The organism is Pseudoduganella dura, from assembly GCF_009727155.1.
GTDB lineage: Bacteria > Pseudomonadota > Gammaproteobacteria > Burkholderiales > Burkholderiaceae_D > Rugamonas > Rugamonas dura.
This window is the reverse complement of sequence record NZ_WNWM01000002.1, coordinates 4,275,446-4,292,428: the sequence shown is the minus strand read 5'-3', so window position 1 is coordinate 4,292,428 and position 16,983 is coordinate 4,275,446. Positions and strand designations below refer to the sequence as shown.

Genomic DNA, 16,983 nt, shown 5'->3' with positions numbered 1-16,983 from the left:
GCCTCAGCGCTTTTTCGCAGCCGGCTTTGCCGTGCCACCGCACTTGTCGAGGCACAAGGTGACCATTTCACCATTGACCGTGCCGTCCAGCGACTTGCCGGCAAACGCGGCCTGGCCGGACACGGCGCCGTACACCTGCTCCATGGCGTCGCCCTTGCCCTTCAGCGTCAGGGTCACCTTCACGCCATCCGGGCCGTCTTCCTTCTTCTCGACCGCGGTCGCCCCGTCGATGTCGCGCAGGGCCTTGGCAAACGCCATACGCATCGGCAAAGCCAGGTTCGTGCCCTTGAATTCGACCGTGTACTGGCGGCCGCGCGCGGAACGGTCGGCCCAGTAGCCCAGCGCACCGGAGGCAAATACCGGTGCCATCAGGTCGGCGATTTTCTTGGATGCGACGGCGGCGCAGCCCTCGATATTCGGTCCGCTCGCCTGGGCGCTGTCGGCGATCGAAGCAATCACCTCGCCACCGGCCGTGGCGAATGCTTTTACCTCGGCGTTGACCACGCACCCTATGGCACCTGTGGCACTGTTGTAGTCGCCCGCGACCACAGTGGAGGACCCCATCAGCAGGAAGTCGGCGTTCGCCTTGGTGCGCGCGAACTCGCTGAACTTCGTCATCTCGGCGCCGTTCGCCAGCAAAGCAAGGTTAATGGGCTTGTTGCCGAAGAACTGGCTGCGTGCATTGCTCGAATCGAGCAGGCGCAAATCGTAATCACGCAGCCTGCCTGCAAACTCACCGAGGAACATCGGCCGGTTGGTGGGCTTCGAGGTGTCCTGGTATTTCACCAGGTGCTTGTAGCTGGCCGTTTCGTGGCTGTTGGCCGCGACATTCCTGGCATCGACAGCGGAACTGGCCGACTTGGCGCTGGCGGCGGCCGCGTAGTTCTCCTTTGCCGACAGCGACGAGGAAGACGATGCACTGCCCTTCACCGCGGACCGGTCGGCGGCATGCAGGCTGCCATGCGGCGATGCGGCGGCCAGCGAGCCTTGCGACGACGCGTCGAGCCTTGCCGACTGTGCACTGGCAGCGTTGATGCTGCCGCTGTAAGCTGCCGCGGAGCTGGACGACGCGCTGGCGGCATTGGCCTTAATCGACTTGTCCCGGAACGACGAACCTGCGTCATATTTAAACTCGGTCAGTTCTTCGAGCGGCAGGTTCAGGTCGCGCGTGCTCGTTACGAACTCATCCACCAACATCAGGATACTGAAGGAACGGTCGTTCAGCTTGTCCAGCTCGGTACCGCGAATCGCATTCTTGATCTGCTTGCGATCGACATTCACCTGTACCCGGGTGAGGAAATCATTGCCGACCGCCTCTTCGGACATGACACGAATGTCTTGTACCTGCTTCGCGACTTCGCCCACGATACCGGCGAACCGATCGCCACTGGCGTCGAGCGCCGTGGCGTCCTTGATCGCCTTCAGAACGGCATCGCGGACGGCTTCCTGCTTCGCCACGTTGCGGACGGCGGACGCGTTGCCGGCACCGAGCGGTGCACGCCCCTCCCCGATCACGGTGTCGGCGACGGCTGGCACAGCCAGCAGCACCGCGCACAGCGCTGCGGCCAGATTCTTTTTCTTAAACATGGGATAGCTCCATCAAGTGCGCCCGCCGCTGGCGGACAGAAAAAATCAGCGGGAAATCGTCAATGCGTAGGTTCGACCCGAGCGATCGGTGCAAATACCCTGCAATGCCTGCCCCGCATAGCCGACATTGATGTCGTTGCGTATCCGTGCATAGCACTTCAAGCGTGATTGAAAGGCATCGAGATCGCCGCCCAGGTAATAACTTCGGCGGCATTGCGGATCGGCGGAGTCATGACAGTCTTCCACTTGGACAAACAACCGCTGCGCCGGGAAATTGCCGGGTAGAGTCAGGTCCAGGATTGAAGCTGCCGCATCGTAGCGACCCGGGGCGATAACGCGTTCTCCCGAGCCATTATTGGTAATTTCGATCGTGGAATAGGCAATCAGATCAGGGGCTTGTTCCGGCTGTGACGCACATGCGCAAAGACACGAAAGTACTGCGGAACTGATTAACCTGGACATACAAATATTACCACATAGAAAGTATTATAATACCTTCTTTTATTTAATATTGGCAACCATTAATTAAATTGTGATAATTGGAGAGAATCGGCCGGATGGCGGAGTCAGTTAGTTTTTCCAGTGGTGCCAATAAAGGCGAAACCGGTGACCGTCACCATTCGGGGCGACGATGCGACAAGTCCCGCAGTTCCAGCCTTCGGGATTGCGCGCCGCGTTGCGCTGCCGCGCGGCAGCCCGATGCCGGCGCCCGCCTCAGCCGACCGCGCGGGCCGCCACGTGCAGGCCGGGCCGGCCGTAGAACTCGAGCGCCTTGACGGTGTTGCGGCCATCGTGCTTGGCCGCGTACAGCAGCTGGTCGGCCAGCTCGATCACCGATTCCTGCGGGAAGCGCGCGACGACGTTGGCGAAATTGACCGACGTGACGCCGAAGCTGGCCGTCACGGAAACCGATTTGCCGGGCGCGATGTTCGTTGCTGCCGCCGCCACCGCCAGGCGCATGCGCTCGGCCAGATGCATGGCGCCGGCCAGGTCGGTTTCGGGGAGCACCAGCAGGAATTCCTCGCCGCCGAAGCGGATCAGGCTGTCCACATTCTCGCGGATCATGCCGCGCAGCAGCGTGGTGAAGGCCACCAGTACCCGGTCGCCGGCGGCGTGGCCGTAGGTGTCGTTGACCGACTTGAAGTAATCGATGTCGCACGCGATCACCGCAAGGCTGAGGCGGAAGCGGCGCGCGCGCGACAGTTCCATGTTCAGCAGCTCCTGCTGCAGGTAGCGGCGGTTGTGGCAGCCCGTGAGCGGATCGCGCTCGGACAGGTTCTTGAACACCGACTGCACGCGGAATTCCTCGCGCCGGATCACGTGATAGCGGCGCGCGGAAATATAGCCGAAGCAGTTCGCCAGTATCAGCAGCATGATCATCGTCAGCTGCTCCTGGCCCGACAGGGTGCCGGTCAGGATCGCGACGACGATGAAGACGATCGTGGAGATCACCGAGATGGCCAGCGAATACACCAGCCGGTTGGGAATGTAGAGGTAGACGGCCATGATCATCAGCCCGATCGACATGGAGTGCCACGGCAGCTCGGCGGGCCGCGCCAGCACGATCGGTGCAAACGCCAGCATGCCCACCACTTCGGTGATGCTCGCGGTCAGGTAGACGCGCCGCACGGAGTGCGGATGCAGGTAATTGGTGACGCAACTGGCCACGGCCACCACGCCGACCGCGAGCCGGCAGCCGAACAGCACCAGCGCCATGGACGTCAGGCCGAGTGCGAGCACATCCGTTACCGCGAAGAGCAGGTATGCGGTAGCGCAGAACAGCAGCGTGGTGCGCAGCTGGGCCTTGGTCTGTGGCAGCAGGTGATGGCTGAAATGCGCTTCAACGGACTTGTCGGTGAATTCCGCCGACAACCGGGAGATCGCGAACGCCGCGTCATGGACCGGGGGTGACACGTCTCCTCCGGATACTGATGAGCCTGCTTAGCAGGTAAACGGAGGACATTGTAATGGACTCCACCCGCGCATTTCTCACTAAAAGTCACTGCGAGTGGATATTTGCGACATATTTCCTGCGGCGCATCATCACACGTCGCAACGACTTGTCCCGGCACCGCAGGGATTTGCATATTAGCAAATTAAATGTTTCTGCGGAAGTTCAGGAATGTACTTTATCGGCAATAAACATTGCAAAAATGTATTTTGTGACGCGACGGCGATGCTGCGCGCGATAATGAAGATATGGCTATCGAAACCGTGGAACGGAGCCGATGACGGCGTGCCGCGAAAATCGCGCGCGATCGCGGCAAGCGCCGCAGCTTCGTCATGGCGGCCATGGTGGGGGTGAGGATGCGGACAGGCCATCCAGACTGCCGAGTATAATGGCGCCAATCAGCGCCAAGCGACGCGGAGCGCAGGGAGTTGGCGCCTACATGGTGAGGCGCCGCTGAAAAGCAAAAAGGGTTACACGCCGAAGCATGTAACCCTCTGCTTTACTGCCAATCTTGGTGCCGCTGACCGGAATCGAACTGGTGACCTTCGCATTACGAATGCGCTGCTCTACCGACTGAGCTACAGCGGCTAAACCTGGAAACCTGTCTAGCCTTCTTGCCGCTTTGGATGAACCGCTGCGAAAGAGGCCACATTATAGCAACCGTTTTTACGGTTGACTAGGGTCTCTTTCGGAAATATTCCGCAATACCTTGAAACGCGCTGCCTTGAAAATCAGGCGGTGCCTTCATGGTGATAGCCGGTCACCACCGCCACCTCGTCGCGCGAGCCCAGGAACACGGGCACCCGCTGGTGCAGCGCGGTCGGCACGATGTCGAGGATGCGGTGCTTGCCGTCGGTAGCCATGCCGCCGGCCTGTTCGACGATGAACGCCATCGGGTTCGCTTCGTACATCAGGCGCAGCTTGCCGGGCTTGCTCGGGTCGCGCACGTCGGCCGGGTACATGAAGATGCCGCCGCGGTTCAGGATGCGATGCACATCGGCCACCATCGAGGCGATCCAGCGCATGTTGAAGTCGGCACCGCGCGGGCCGGTGCTGCCGGCCAGCAGTTCGCCGATGTAGCGCTGCACCGGCGGCTGCCAGTGACGCTGGTTCGACATGTTGATCGCGAATTCCTTCGTCGTTGTGGGGATCTGCATGTTGCGCTGCGTGAGCACCCACGAACCCATTTCGCGGTCCAGCGTGAAGCAGTTCACGCCATTGCCGGTGGTCAGCACCAGCATGGTCTGCGGGCCGTATACGGCGTAGCCTGCGGCGACCTGTTTCGTGCCGGGCTGCAGGAAATCCTCCTCGGTCGGCGTGGTCATGCCTTCCGGCGCCTTCAGCACCGAGAAGATGGTGCCGATCGAGACGTTGACGTCGATGTTCGACGAGCCGTCCAGCGGATCGAACACCAGCATGTATTCGCCCTTCGGATAGCGGTTCGGGATCAGGTGGATCGATTCCATCTCTTCCGACGCCATCGCGGCCAGGTGGCCGCCCCACTCGTTCGCCTCCAGCAGGATCTCGTTGCTGATCACATCGAGCTTCTTCTGCACTTCGCCCTGCACGTTCTCGGTTTCGAGCGCGCCCAGCACGTCGCCCAGGGCGCCCTTGCCCACCGAGTGGGCGATCGTCTTGCATGCACGCGAGACCACCTCGATCAGCAGGCGCAGTTCGGCCGGAATGGTGTTGTGCTCGCGCTGTTCCTCGACGAGGTATTGGGTGAGGCTGATACGTTTCATGGATTCCCTTGGTTGACTCGGTTTTTGAATACGGTTCTTTTAATTCGCCAGCGCTTTCGAGACGACTTCCATCACGTCGTTCGACAGCTTGGTGGCGCCGGCCACCTGCTCCAGGCCGCGGCGCATGTTCGCCTGCAGTTCGGGCGCATAGCGGCGCCAGCGGTCCATGCTGCGGGCGAAGCGCGACGCCACCTGCGGATTGAGCGCATCGAGCTTGGCCACGTGCTCGGCCCAGAATTCGTAGCCGCTGCCGTCCTTCGCATGGAACTGCGAAGGATTGGCGTTGGCGAAGCTGAACAGCAGGCTGCGCGCGCGGTTCGGCGTGCGCAGCGTGAAGGCCGGATGCTGCATCAGTTCGCGCACGCGCGCCACATCCGTGGTCGGCGCGCTGGCCTGCATCGCGAACCACTTGTCGACCACCAGCGCCTCGCCCTTGAACTGGTCGTAGAAGGCCTGCAGCGGCTCTTCGACATCGGCGCCGCTGTGGATCAGCGCCACCAGTGCCGCGGCGCGGTCCGTCATGTTGGTGGCTTCATCGAACTGGCGGCGCGCCAGGTCGAGGGTGAAGGCGTCCGGCGCGGCCAGCAGGTAACCCAGCGCCAGGTTCTTCAGGCCGCGCTTGCCGGCCGACACGGCGTCGGGGCTGTACTCGCCCGGCGTCTGGTTGGCGGCGATGGCATTCAGCAGCTCGGTGCGCAGGATCACGGCGATCGTCCTGCGCATGAACTGGCGCGCCTGGTGGATCGCCTGCGGGTCGACGATTTCCATCTGGTCCGCGATCACCGATTCGGACGGCAGGATCAGCGCCTGTTCGCGGAACGCCGCATCGAGCGTATCGTCCAGCAGCAGCGCGCGCTGGGCGGCAACGAACGTGTAGTCCAGGTCGAGCGCTTCGCCGGCCTGCACGGCGGCGGTCAGCTTCAGCAGCCGGGCCATCGCCAGGCGCTGGCCCGCTTCCCAGCGGTTGACCGGATCGCTGTCATGGCGGAACAGGTGCAGCAGTTCCTCGTCCGTGTACGGGTATTCGAGGACCACCGGCGCGGAGAAATCGCGCAGCAGCGACGGGATCGGCGCCGCGGGAATGCCGTCGAACGTGAAGACCTGCCGCGCTTCGGTCAGTTCCAGCACCACGGTGGTGTCGCCATCCGGGTTCAGCGGCAGGTCGCTGCCGCTGCCCGACAGCAGGCCGACGGCGACGGGGATGTGGAACGGCAGTTTTTCCGGCTGGCCCGGCGTCGGCGGGCAGCGTTGCGCCAGCGTCAGCACGTAGCGCTGCGTCGCGGCGTCGTACTCGCCGCTGGCCGTGACGACCGGCGTGCCGGCCTGGCTGTACCAGCGTTCGAACTGTGCCAGGTCGCGGTTGTTCGCATCGGCCATCGCGGCGCGGAAATCGTCGCACGTGACGGCCTGTTCGTCGTGCCGCGCGAAGTACAGGTCCATGCCCTTGCGGAATCCGTCGCGGCCCAGCAGGGTCTGGTACATGCGTACCACCTCGGCGCCCTTTTCATACACGGTCACCGTGTAGAAATTATTGATCTCGACGAACGAGTCGGGGCGCACCGGGTGCGCCATCGGGCCGGCGTCTTCCGGGAACTGCGCCTGGCGCAGCGTGCGCACCTGGTCGATGCGGGTCACGGCACGGCCGCTGTCGGTGCCGATCATGTCGGCCGAGAATTCCTGGTCGCGGAACACCGTCAGGCCTTCCTTCAGCGACAGCTGGAACCAGTCGCGGCACGTGACGCGGTTGCCGGTCCAGTTGTGGAAATACTCGTGGCCGACCACGGCTTCGATGCCGGCGTAGTCCACGTCCGTGGCGGTGGCCGGATTGGCCAGCACGAACTTGGTGTTGAAGATGTTCAGGCCCTTGTTTTCCATCGCGCCCATGTTGAAGTCGCCCACGGCGACGATCATGAAGCGGTCGAGGTCCAGTTCCAGGTTCCAGCGTTCCTCGTCCCAGCGGATCGAGTTCTTCAGCGACTGCATCGCGTAGTCGGTCTTGTCGAGGTTGCCCTCTTCGACCCACACCTGCAGCAGCGCCTCGCGGCCGTCGGCCAGCTTGAACGTTTCTTCCTGGCAGACCAGCCTGGCGGCCACCAGCGCGAACAGGTAGGAAGGCTTCCTGAACGGGTCTTCCCACTTGGCATAATGGCGGCCGTCATCGAGGTCGCCCTGTTCGACCAGGTTGCCGTTCGACAGCAGCACCGGGTATTTTTCCTTGTCGGCACGCAGCATGACGGTGAATTTCGCCATCACGTCCGGACGGTCCGGGAAGAAGGTGATGCGACGGAAACCTTCCGCCTCGCATTGCGTATAAAAACTGCCGTTCGACACGTACAGGCCCGACAGCGTGGTGTTTTTTTCCGGCGCGCAGGTGCTTTCGATTTCCAGCACAACATTGGGCGGTGCCTTCTTGATCGTCAGCGTATTCGCCCCCAGTATGTACTGGCCAGGGTTCAGCTCGGCGCCATTCAGCCGGATCGCCACCAGCTCGATGTCCTCGCCGTGCAGGACGATGTCGCGCTCGTTCTTCGATCCCTTGCTCTCGGGATTGTGGCGCAGCGTGATCCGGTTGGCGACGATCGTGCGTGCGGGGTCGAGGTCGAAGCCCAGTTCCACCGTTTCGACGAGGTAGCTGGGCGGGATGTAATCCTTGCGGTAGATCGTCTGCGGGCTGTCGGTTCTCATGGCGCCAATACCTTCGTTGCGGACAAAAGGTTATTTTACCAATACTGCGTTGATATCCGCCCGATTTCCAGCCCGATTGTCCGCATTCGTTTCAGCTTTTCGCGTGGCCGTAACATTCTGTAATAATTAGACGATGCAACGCGGCCGGTCATACACTGAACGTGGGGAAATACTTTTTTCTGGGAGTAGATCATGAAATGCTTGGCGATCCTGGTTGCGGCAGGCAGTCTCCTGCTCGGCGGGTGCGCGACGACCATCCGCAGCGATGTCACGGTGTTCCACCAGTGGCCGGCGGCGTTGCAGGACAAGACTTATGTGTTCGATACGCCGGCGCCGAGCGAGGATACGCTGGAATACCGCAGCTACCAGGGCCTGGTGGCAACCGAGCTGAACAAGCTGGGCTTCGCCCAGGCCGGCTCGCCGGATGCGGCGAAGCTGCGTGTGGACATGGCCTTCTCGACCATCGACCGGCCCACGCGCGTGCTGCAGGCCTACGATCCGTTCTGGGCCAGCGGCCCGTACTGGGGCGGCATATACGGCGGCTGGCCGTACCGCGGCGGCTTCTACCCGTCGCGTTACCGCTACCGCTACTATGGCTTCCGCCCGTATTACGACCCGTGGATGTACGGCCCGACCGAATACCGCGAAGTGATCCGGCACAACTACGAACGCAAGCTGAACGTGTCGATCGCCGACAACGCCGGCAAGAAGCTGTACGACGTGACGGTGCAGAACACCAGCCGCCGGCAGTCGACTCCGGCCGTGATGCCGCTGCTGGTGCAAAGCGCCTTCAGCGGCTTCCCGGGCGAGAACGGCAAGGCGAAGCAGGTGGACCTGAAACTGGAGTAAAACCGGGAACGGACCGGATTGCCGGCCCGTCCAGGCTCGACTGACAGGTCAGGTGAACAAGGCCTCGCTGGCAAAGGTGATCAGGACCACCAGCACCAGCGCCAGCAGCAGCACGGCCAGCAGGCGGCCGAACTTCGGGTTGCCGTCGTCTTCGCCGTCAGGCGTGCTCACCGGCGGCTCGTCTCGATGCTGGTCCATGTCAGCGCGGCACCAGGATCGACGAGCCGGTGGTATTGCGCGACTCCAGGTCGATGTGGGCCTGGGCCGCATCGGGCAGGTGGTAGCGCTGGTTGATGGCGATCTTCACTTCGCCGCTGGCCACCACGCCGAACAGCGAGCGGGCCGTGGCTTCCAGGTCTTCCCGTTTCGCCGTGTAGTGCATCATCGTGGGCCGCGTGAGGAACAGCGAGCCGCGCGACTGCAGTTCGGAGGGCGCGAACGCCGGCACCGGGCCGGACGCGTTGCCGAAGCTGACCATCAGCCCCAGCGGCGCCAGGCAATCGAGCGAGCCGTAGAAGGTATCCTGGCCGATCGAGTCGTAGACCACGGAAACGCCCTCGCCGCCCGTCAGTTCCTTCACCTTTTCGGTGAAATTCTCGCGCCGGTAATTGATCACGTGCGCGGCACCGTGCTCGATCGCCAGCGCCGCCTTCTCGTCCGAACCCACGGTGCCGATCAGGTTCACGCCCATCACTTTCGCCCACTGGCAGGCGATCAGCCCCACGCCGCCGGCCGCCGCGTGCCACAGCACCGTGTCGCCCGGCTTCAGGTGGGCGGTGCGGTGCAGCAGGTATTGCGCCGTCATCCCCTGCAGCATCATCGCCGCCGCCGTGTCGAACGCGATCTGGGTGGGCAGCACCACCAGCAGGCTGGCCGGCACGTTGCGCACCTGCGCATAGGCACCGTTGGGGCGGCCGGCATAGGCCACGCGGTCGCCCACCTGCACGTGCGTGACGCCCTCGCCCACCGCCTCCACCGTGCCCGCGCCTTCCATGCCCAGGCCGTTCGGCAGCGGCTGCGGGTACAGGCCGGTGCGAAAATACACGTCGATGAAATTGACGCCGATCGCCTCGTGCTTCACGGTGGCTTCGCCGGGGCCCGGCGCGCCCACCTCGACATCCACGTATTCCATTACTTCCGGACCGCCGGTGCGGCTCATCCGGATCGCCTTGGTCGTTGCCGCCTTGTTCATCACACCTCCTCGTTGAGCGCGGGGCCATTATCCCGCAGTTGCGACAGCACCAGGTGGGCCGTCGCGACATTGGTGGCGCACGCCACGTTGTGCACGTCGCAGGCACGCACCAGGGCATTGATGTCCGGTTCGTGCGGCTGCGGCGTCATCGGGTCGCGCAGGAAGATCACCGCGTCGATCCTGTCTTCCACCAGCAGCGCGCCGATCTGCAGGTCGCCGCCCAGCGGGCCGGAATGCTTGCAGTCGACCGCCAGCCCCAGCTCGCTGATCAGCCGGCCGCCGGTGGTGCCGGTGGCCGTCAAGGTGCACCGGCGCAGGAAGGCCGCGTATTCGCCGGCCAGCGCGATCATGTCGTCCTTCTTCCTGTCGTGGGCGATCAGGGCGATGCGGGGGGCAGCAATCATCTCGTTATCCATTGTTGGGTTTTGCATGGGAAAGCAGGTAGATCCCGGCCAGCACCAGCGCCGTGCCGGCCAGCTGCCAGCTCGTGACCGGTTCGGCCAGGATGACGGCGCCGAGGAACAGCGTGGAAACGGGGCCGATCATGCCGGCCTGCGAAGCCGCGCCGGCGCCGATGCGCTGCACCGCGGTCATCGTCATGAAGACCGGCGCCACCGTGCACAGCAGGCCGTTCGCCAGCGACAGGCCATAGACCGGCAGCGGCTGGATCAGCCCCGCGACGGGCCGCAGCAGGAAATACTGGCCGATGCAGGCCGCGCTGGACACGCACATCGCATACGCCACCAGCCGCAGCGGGCCGAGGCGCTTGACCATCTCGCCCGACAGCAGCAGGTAGGCCGCATAGGCCGCGGCGGACCCCAGCACCAGCGAGGAGCCGACCAGCACGTTCGAGCCACCGCCCCGCAGGTCGTGCACGAAGACGAACACGATGCCGGCATACGACACGGCCAGCGCCATCCACTGCAGCCGCCCGATGTGCTGGCGCAGCCAGGTGGCCGAGATCAGCAGCACGAAGGTGGGCGTCAAGAACAGGATCAGCCGTTCGAGGCCCACGGTGATGTATTGCAGGCCAAGGAAATCGAGGAAGCTGGACAGGTAATAGCCGACCAGGCCGAGCCCGACGATGCGCCAGCGGTCGCCGGTCGACAGCGGCGCCGCGCCGCGCATCGTCCACAGCGCCACGGCGGCAAACACGGGCAGCGAGAAGATCATGCGGAATGCGATCAGTGTCACGGCATCGATGTGGTAGCGGTACAGCAGCTTGGCGATCACGGCCTTGGCGGAAAACAGCACGGCGCCGCCGACGGCGAGCATCAGCCCGCCCAGGTAAGACGCGGCCGGGGGCGTTATGGTTTTGTCCATCGAAACATTGTAAGGGGAAACCGCCGGTGCCGGTCGGCCCGGCTTTGCTTACAGCTCGATACAAAAGATACTGCACAGTTGAAAGCCAATCATCGACAACCCAGCCGTTTCGTTGTAGTCTAGATAATGTAAAAATGTTATTAACACGAGGAAATTATTATGGCAGAACCAACATTCCAGGGCGGCACGGCCGCCAATGACGTGCTGACCGGCGGCGACGCAAGCGACATCATGTATGGCCAAGGCGGCCGCGACAGGCTGATCGGCCTCGATGGCAACGACAGCCTGAACAGTGGCGAATATGAAACTCCCGGCACGATCACGGGCAATACCCCCGACTACATCGGCGACTGGCTCGACGGCGGCAACGGCAACGACCTGTTGAACGGCGGCTCAGGCGCCGATTTCCTCCTCGGCGGCGCGGGCACGAACAGCCTGAACGGCGGCGGAAACTTCGATACCGCCATCTATACCGGGGCACGCGGCGATTACACGGTCGCAATGTCCGGCAACCTGCCCGCCGGCGTGGCCACGATCGCGGCCGGCGGCCAGTCCGACACGCTGGCCCAGATCGAGCGACTGGCCTTTTCCGACGGGGCCATCGCATTCGACATCGACGGCAATGCCGGCAAGATGTTCCGCCTCTACCAGGCAGCGCTGAACCGCACGCCCGATGAAGACGGGCTCGGCTGGTGGATCCACGCGGCCGACACCGGCAACAGCTGGCAAGGCATGGCGGCCGGCTTCACGGGCAGCCCCGAGTGGGCAAGCCTGTACGGCGCCAACTCGAGCAACGATTCGTTCGTGAAAAATCTGTACCTGAACGCGCTGCATCGTCCATTCGACCAGGACGGCTACAACTTCTGGATCGCGGCGCTGGAAAACGGCGTGAGCCGCGAACAGATCCTTCTCGATTTCTCCGAAAGCCCGGAAAACCAGGCGGCTGTCATCGGCCAGATCCAGAACGGCATCGAATACACGCTGTTCACGGGCTGACCGCCCGGCGGCCCGGCCCGCGGCGGCGCAATCGGCAGGGGGCGGTATGTTAGAATACCGCCCTCGATTGCATACCCTCCAAGGAAGACCGAACATGGCTGGACACAGCAAATGGGCCAACATCAAGCACAAAAAGGCTGCAACGGACGCGAAACGTGGCAAGATCTGGACGCGCCTGATCAAGGAAATCACCGTTGCCGCCCGCATGGGCGGCGGCGAGATCGCCTCCAACCCACGCCTGCGCCTTGCCATCGACAAGGCGGCCGACGCCAACATGCCGAAGGATAACGTGCAACGCGCGATCACGCGCGGCACCGGCGGCGAAGACGGCGCCAGCTACGAAGAAGTCCGCTACGAAGGTTACGGCATCGGCGGCGCGGCGATCATCGTCGACTGCATGACCGACAACCGCGTGCGCACTGTGGCAGAAGTCCGCCACGCGTTCAGCAAATTCGGCGGCAACATGGGCACGGAAAACTCCGTGTCGTTCCTGTTCAAGCATTGCGGCCAGTTCCTGTTCGCTCCCGGCACCGACGAGGCATCGCTGATGGAAGCGGCGCTCGAAGCGGGCGCGGAAGACATCGTGGCCGACGAAGAAGGCGGCTTCGAGGTGCTGTGCGCCCCGCACGATTTCGCCGCCGTCAAGGATGCACTGGACAAGGCCGGCTTCAAGGCCGAGGTGGCCGAGATCGTGATGAAGCCCGCCACCGAAACCGTGTTTACCGGCGACGAGGCCGTGAAAATGCAAAAGCTGCTGGACGCGCTGGAGAACCTGGACGATACCCAGGAGGTCTACTCCAACGCCATCATCGAAGAGTAAGCGGCAGCGCAACGCCGCGTCATCGATGACGCCGGTCCTGGCCGGCATCGACGATTCATCGAGAAGCATGATGCAGCAGCGGCCCGCGGGCCGCTGTTTCAGTCTCCGAGGTTCTTTCCGGATGCGTGTATTCGAGCGTATCTTGTGCGTGTTCTGTGCATGTCTTGTACGTGCCTTGTCCGTGCATCCGGAAACAGCTTCCTGAAAAACTAACCGAAGATCCCTATGAAAATTCTGGTAGTCGGCTCCGGCGGCCGCGAGCATGCGCTGGCCTGGAAATTGGCCCAATCGGAACGGGTGCAGATCGTCTACGTCGCACCCGGCAACGGCGGCACGGCGCGTGACTCGCGCCTGCAGAACCTGCCGATCACGGACTTGAACACGCTGGCCGAATTCGTGATCCGGGAGCACATCGCGCTGACCGTGGTGGGCCCGGAAACGCCGCTCGCCGGCGGCATCGTCAACCTGTTCCGTGCGCGCGGCCTGAAGGTGTTCGGCCCTACCAGGGAAGCGGCGCAACTGGAATCGTCGAAGGACTTCGCCAAGGCATTCATGAAGCGGCACGGCATTCCCACCGCCGAGTACGAAACCTTCAGCGACGCGGCCCAGGCGCATGCCTACATCGATGCCAAGGGCGCGCCGATCGTGATCAAGGCCGACGGCCTGGCCGCCGGCAAGGGCGTGGTCGTGGCCATGAGCCTCGACGAGGCGCACCAGGCGGTGGAACACATGCTGTCGGACAACCGCTTCGGCGATGCCGGCGCGCGCATCGTCATCGAGGAATTCCTGGCCGGCGAGGAAGCCTCGTTCATCGTCATGTGCGATGGCAAGAACGTGCTGCCGCTGGCCACCAGCCAGGATCACAAGCGCCTGCTCGACAACGACCAGGGCCCGAACACGGGCGGCATGGGAGCCTACTCGCCGGCACCGATCGTGACGCCGGCGATGCATGCCCGCGTGATGCGCGAGATCATCAATCCCACCATCGCCGGCATGGCGAAGGACGGCATCCCGTTCTCCGGCTTCCTGTACGCGGGCCTGATGATCGACGCCGCCGGCAACCCGAAGACGCTGGAATTCAACTGCCGCATGGGCGATCCGGAAACGCAGCCGATCATGGCGCGCCTGAAGACCGACCTGGTGGGCGTGATGGAACATGCCGTCAACGGCACGCTCGATGCCGTGGGCCTGGAATGGGACCGCCGCACCGCTGTCGGCGTGGTGCTGGCCGCCGCCGGCTATCCGGAAGATCCGGTCAAGGGCAACGCCATCGACGGCATTCCGGCGGAAACGCCGGAAGCGGTCACGTTCCATGCCGGCACCGCGGAAGTGGATGGCCACCTGGTCACCTCGGGCGGGCGCGTGCTGTGCGTGGTGGGCCTGGGCGACTCGGTCAAGCTGGCGCAGAAGCAGGCCTATGAAACGCTGGAGAAGATTCACTTCGACGGCATGCAGTACCGCCGCGATATCGGCTGGCGCGGCCTGAAGCATTGAGCGCGATGACGACGCCAAACCCGGAAGCCGTCAAGGCCTGGCTGATCGGCCTGCAGGAGCGCATCGTTGCCGCGCTCGAGGTGGCCGACGGCCAGCCGTTCCTGCGCGATGCCTGGCAGCGCCCCGAAGGCGGCGGCGGCATCTCGCGCCTGATCGAGGATGGGGATGTGCTGGAACGGGGCGGCTGCAACTTCTCGCACGTGACGGGCGCGAAGCTGCCGCCTTCCGCGGCGGCGCACCGGCCCGGCATCGGCGGCCGCGCATGGGAAGCGATGGGCGTCTCGCTCGTGCTGCATCCGCGCAATCCGTACGCGCCCACGGTGCACATGAACGTGCGCTTCTTCTCGACTTCCACCGAGGACGGCACGCCGGTGTGGTGGTTCGGCGGTGGCATGGATCTCACGCCCTACTACGGCAACGAGGCCGATACGCGCCACTTCCATCGCAGCTGCCGCGACATGCTGGCGCCGTTCGGCGACGACCTGCACCCCCGCTTCAAGAAGTGGTGCGACGAGTACTTTTACCTGAAGCATCGCCAGGAAGCGCGCGGCGTGGGCGGCATCTTCTTCGACGACTTCAACGAGCGCGATTTCGACACCAGCTTCGCGATGGTACAGAGCGTCGGCGACGGTTTCCTTGGCGCCTACCTGCCGATCCTGCAGAACCGCAAGGACACCCCTTACGGTGAGCGGGAGCGCGATTTCCAGGCTTACCGGCGCGGCCGCTACGTGGAATTCAACCTCGTGTTCGACCGCGGCACGCTGTTCGGCCTGCAGTCGGGCGGGCGCACCGAGGCGATCCTGATGTCGATGCCGCCGATCGTGAAATGGCGTTACGACTGGCACCCCGCGGATGGCACGCCCGAGGCGGCGCTGACCACCGATTTCCTGCCGCACCGCGACTGGCTGGCGTGACCGGTTCGTATCCTGCCTCGCGGTCTGCCTCGCAGTCTACTTGTGTATTGCTGCTGGGCGGCAGCTTCGATCCCGTGCACAATGGCCACGTGGCGCTCGGCGCCACGTTCGCGCGATTGCTGGGCGCGAGCGAGCTGCGCGTGATTCCCACCGTGCCGTGGCAAAAAAGCAGCCTGGTGGCAACGCCGGAGCAGCGCGCGGACATGGCGGCGCTGGCTTTCGCGGCGCTGCCCTGCCGCGTGGTGATCGACCGCCAGGAAATCGAACGTGGCCGGCCCACCTACACGGTCGAAACGCTGCGCGCGCTGCGCGCCGAACTGGGGCCGGAAGTTTCGCTGTGTTTCCTGATGGGTGCCGACCAGCTGCAGCGGCTGGACACATGGCACGACTGGCATGACCTGTTCGGGCTGGCACACCTGTGCGTGGCGGCCCGCCCCGGCTTCACGCTCGACGGGCCGGACATCCCCGCCGCGGTGGCGGCCGAATTCCGCAATCGCCTCGTGCCGGCGGAACGGCTGTGCAGCCGTCCGGCCGGGCAAACCTGTATCGCACCCGACATGGCGGTGGACATCTCATCCACCCGCCTCCGCGAATTGCTGGCGGCCGGAAACTTCAAGCACGATAGCGGCTCGCCGATATCGGCACCGGTGCTAGACTATATTCGACAACATAATCTTTATAAGAAGTAAAACTGAATGGATATCAAAAAACTGCAAGCCCTCGTCGTCGACGCCCTGGAAGATGTCAAAGGCCAGGAAATCGTCGTATACGACACCACCGGTCTGACAGCCCTGTTCGACCGCATCTGCATCGCCTCCGGTACCTCGAACCGCCAGACGCGCGCCCTGGCCTCTTCCGTGCGTGACAAGGTCAAGGAAGCCGGCGGCGACGTCATCGGCATCGAAGGCGAAGATACGGGCGAATGGGTGCTGGTCGACCTGGGCGACATGATCGTCCACATCATGCAGGCGCCGATCCGCGCCTACTACCGCCTGGAGGAAATCTGGGGCGAGAAGCCGGTGAAGCTGGGCGCCGCCAAGCGCAAGGCATCGACCGAAGGCAAGGCTGCCGAAGCGCTCGAAGCCGCGCCGAAGAAGAAGGCCGGCCACCTGGCCGCGACCAAGGCCGCCAAGGCCGCGGAACCGGTGATCGAGAAGAAAGCCCCTGCCGCCCGCAAGCCCGGCACGGCAAAAGCCGCCGCCGCCGCGGGTGCCGTGGCCAAGAAAGCCGCCGTGAAGAAGGCCGCGCCGAAGCTCGAAGTACCGGAAGGCAAGAAGGTGAAGGTTGCCGCGCCGAAGGCATCCGTGGCATCGGCCAGGGCCGCCAAGGAAGCCAAGGCCAAGGAACCGGGCGCGCCTGCCAAGACCGTGATCAAGCGGATTCGCAAGCCGGCCGCGGAAGAGTAAGGCGGGGTAGAACTTGGAGAACTC

Annotated in this window: 17 protein-coding genes and 1 tRNA gene; 7 read left to right on the top strand and 11 right to left on the bottom strand. The window is 63.9% G+C overall.

Going from position 1 to position 16,983, the window contains the following annotated elements; all coding sequences use genetic code 11:
• Positions 1 to 3 precede the first annotated feature (3 nt).
• The 7 genes from GJV26_RS18820 to pepN all read right to left on the bottom strand — a co-directional run bounded on the left by GJV26_RS18820 (position 4) and on the right by pepN (position 7,965).
• On the bottom strand, positions 4 to 1,587 hold the full coding sequence (locus GJV26_RS18820) for a hypothetical protein (protein ID WP_155710206.1): 1,584 nt from the start codon (positions 1,585 to 1,587) through the stop codon (positions 4 to 6).
• A 45-nt stretch (positions 1,588 to 1,632) separates the two neighbouring features.
• A complete protein-coding gene (locus GJV26_RS18815; RefSeq protein WP_155710205.1) occupies positions 1,633 to 2,049 on the bottom strand; it encodes a hypothetical protein in 417 nt (138 codons plus the stop codon).
• Between the two features lie 252 nt (positions 2,050 to 2,301).
• Complete coding sequence (locus GJV26_RS30735; protein WP_155710203.1) at positions 2,302 to 3,501, bottom strand: GGDEF domain-containing protein; 1,200 nt, start codon at positions 3,499 to 3,501, stop codon at positions 2,302 to 2,304.
• 174 nt (positions 3,502 to 3,675) lie between these two features.
• Positions 3,676 to 3,909: a hypothetical protein gene (locus GJV26_RS18805; RefSeq protein ID WP_155710201.1), complete on the bottom strand. Its 234-nt coding sequence runs from the start codon at positions 3,907 to 3,909 to the stop codon at positions 3,676 to 3,678.
• A 141-nt stretch (positions 3,910 to 4,050) separates the two neighbouring features.
• Positions 4,051 to 4,126: transfer RNA gene (locus GJV26_RS18800), tRNA-Thr, on the bottom strand.
• Positions 4,127 to 4,269: 143 nt separating this feature from the next.
• Entirely contained in the window at positions 4,270 to 5,280 is a 1,011-nt protein-coding gene (locus tag GJV26_RS18795) for a class 1 fructose-bisphosphatase (RefSeq protein ID WP_155710199.1), read from the bottom strand.
• 39 nt (positions 5,281 to 5,319) lie between these two features.
• A complete protein-coding gene (gene pepN, locus GJV26_RS18790) occupies positions 5,320 to 7,965 on the bottom strand; it encodes an aminopeptidase N (RefSeq protein ID WP_155710197.1) in 2,646 nt (881 codons plus the stop codon).
• Between the two features lie 192 nt (positions 7,966 to 8,157).
• Here pepN and GJV26_RS18785 point away from each other — a divergent pair, with 192 nt between their 5' ends.
• A complete protein-coding gene (locus tag GJV26_RS18785; protein ID WP_155710196.1) occupies positions 8,158 to 8,814 on the top strand; it encodes a DUF4136 domain-containing protein in 657 nt (218 codons plus the stop codon).
• 48 nt (positions 8,815 to 8,862) lie between these two features.
• Here the strand turns inward: GJV26_RS18785 and GJV26_RS30480 are convergent, their stop codons facing one another.
• The 4 genes from GJV26_RS30480 to GJV26_RS18770 are packed head-to-tail and all read right to left on the bottom strand — an operon-like array spanning position 8,863 to position 11,329.
• Positions 8,863 to 8,985: a hypothetical protein gene (locus tag GJV26_RS30480; RefSeq protein ID WP_260114846.1), complete on the bottom strand. Its 123-nt coding sequence runs from the start codon at positions 8,983 to 8,985 to the stop codon at positions 8,863 to 8,865.
• Between the two features lie 28 nt (positions 8,986 to 9,013).
• Positions 9,014 to 10,006 carry a quinone oxidoreductase family protein gene (locus GJV26_RS18780; protein WP_229419353.1) on the bottom strand — a complete coding sequence of 331 codons (993 nt, stop codon included), beginning with the start codon at positions 10,004 to 10,006 and terminating at the stop codon, positions 9,014 to 9,016.
• A complete protein-coding gene (locus GJV26_RS18775; RefSeq protein WP_155710193.1) occupies positions 10,006 to 10,410 on the bottom strand; it encodes a methylglyoxal synthase in 405 nt (134 codons plus the stop codon). The genes GJV26_RS18780 and GJV26_RS18775 overlap by 1 nt, the downstream gene beginning before the upstream one ends.
• Before the next feature lie 4 nt (positions 10,411 to 10,414).
• Positions 10,415 to 11,329 carry a DMT family transporter gene (locus tag GJV26_RS18770; protein ID WP_155710192.1) on the bottom strand — a complete coding sequence of 305 codons (915 nt, stop codon included), beginning with the start codon at positions 11,327 to 11,329 and terminating at the stop codon, positions 10,415 to 10,417.
• 159 nt (positions 11,330 to 11,488) lie between these two features.
• On the opposite strand from GJV26_RS18770, the gene GJV26_RS18765 reads away from it, so the two are divergent.
• The 6 genes from GJV26_RS18765 to rsfS all read left to right on the top strand — a co-directional run bounded on the left by GJV26_RS18765 (position 11,489) and on the right by rsfS (position 16,959).
• Positions 11,489 to 12,325, top strand: coding sequence for a DUF4214 domain-containing protein (locus GJV26_RS18765; protein ID WP_155710190.1), 837 nt, complete (start codon positions 11,489 to 11,491; stop codon positions 12,323 to 12,325).
• A gap of 94 nt (positions 12,326 to 12,419) precedes the next feature.
• Positions 12,420 to 13,145, top strand: coding sequence for a YebC/PmpR family DNA-binding transcriptional regulator (locus tag GJV26_RS18760; protein ID WP_155710187.1), 726 nt, complete (start codon positions 12,420 to 12,422; stop codon positions 13,143 to 13,145).
• 225 nt (positions 13,146 to 13,370) lie between these two features.
• The gene (purD, locus tag GJV26_RS18755; RefSeq protein WP_155710184.1) at positions 13,371 to 14,639 is read left to right on the top strand and encodes a phosphoribosylamine--glycine ligase; all 1,269 of its coding nucleotides are present in this window, start codon (positions 13,371 to 13,373) and stop codon (positions 14,637 to 14,639) included.
• A gap of 5 nt (positions 14,640 to 14,644) precedes the next feature.
• A complete protein-coding gene (gene hemF / locus GJV26_RS18750) occupies positions 14,645 to 15,553 on the top strand; it encodes an oxygen-dependent coproporphyrinogen oxidase (protein WP_155710183.1) in 909 nt (302 codons plus the stop codon).
• Between the two features lie 47 nt (positions 15,554 to 15,600).
• Entirely contained in the window at positions 15,601 to 16,242 is a 642-nt protein-coding gene (gene nadD / locus GJV26_RS18745) for a nicotinate (nicotinamide) nucleotide adenylyltransferase (protein ID WP_229419352.1), read from the top strand.
• A 6-nt stretch (positions 16,243 to 16,248) separates the two neighbouring features.
• On the top strand, positions 16,249 to 16,959 hold the full coding sequence (gene rsfS / locus GJV26_RS18740; RefSeq protein ID WP_155710180.1) for a ribosome silencing factor: 711 nt from the start codon (positions 16,249 to 16,251) through the stop codon (positions 16,957 to 16,959).
• Positions 16,960 to 16,983: the final 24 nt, after the last annotated feature.

What these genes read in the sequence shown, in the direction of transcription:
- GJV26_RS18785 (WP_155710196.1), top strand. Translation starts at nt 8,158, where the DNA reads ATGAAATGCTTGGCGATCCTGGTTGCGGCAGGCAGTCTCCTGCTCGGC.
- GJV26_RS18820 (WP_155710206.1), bottom strand. Translation starts at nt 1,587, where the DNA reads ATGTTTAAGAAAAAGAATCTGGCCGCAGCGCTGTGCGCGGTGCTGCTG.
- pepN (WP_155710197.1), bottom strand. Translation starts at nt 7,965, where the DNA reads ATGAGAACCGACAGCCCGCAGACGATCTACCGCAAGGATTACATCCCG.
- hemF (WP_155710183.1), top strand. Translation starts at nt 14,645, where the DNA reads ATGACGACGCCAAACCCGGAAGCCGTCAAGGCCTGGCTGATCGGCCTG.
- GJV26_RS18765 (WP_155710190.1), top strand. Translation starts at nt 11,489, where the DNA reads ATGGCAGAACCAACATTCCAGGGCGGCACGGCCGCCAATGACGTGCTG.
- GJV26_RS18775 (WP_155710193.1), bottom strand. Translation starts at nt 10,410, where the DNA reads ATGATTGCTGCCCCCCGCATCGCCCTGATCGCCCACGACAGGAAGAAG.
- GJV26_RS18770 (WP_155710192.1), bottom strand. Translation starts at nt 11,329, where the DNA reads ATGGACAAAACCATAACGCCCCCGGCCGCGTCTTACCTGGGCGGGCTG.
- GJV26_RS18805 (WP_155710201.1), bottom strand. Translation starts at nt 3,909, where the DNA reads ATGGCCTGTCCGCATCCTCACCCCCACCATGGCCGCCATGACGAAGCT.
- GJV26_RS18795 (WP_155710199.1), bottom strand. Translation starts at nt 5,280, where the DNA reads ATGAAACGTATCAGCCTCACCCAATACCTCGTCGAGGAACAGCGCGAG.
- GJV26_RS18815 (WP_155710205.1), bottom strand. Translation starts at nt 2,049, where the DNA reads ATGTCCAGGTTAATCAGTTCCGCAGTACTTTCGTGTCTTTGCGCATGT.
- GJV26_RS18760 (WP_155710187.1), top strand. Translation starts at nt 12,420, where the DNA reads ATGGCTGGACACAGCAAATGGGCCAACATCAAGCACAAAAAGGCTGCA.
- GJV26_RS18780 (WP_229419353.1), bottom strand. Translation starts at nt 10,006, where the DNA reads ATGAACAAGGCGGCAACGACCAAGGCGATCCGGATGAGCCGCACCGGC.
- purD (WP_155710184.1), top strand. Translation starts at nt 13,371, where the DNA reads ATGAAAATTCTGGTAGTCGGCTCCGGCGGCCGCGAGCATGCGCTGGCC.
- rsfS (WP_155710180.1), top strand. Translation starts at nt 16,249, where the DNA reads ATGGATATCAAAAAACTGCAAGCCCTCGTCGTCGACGCCCTGGAAGAT.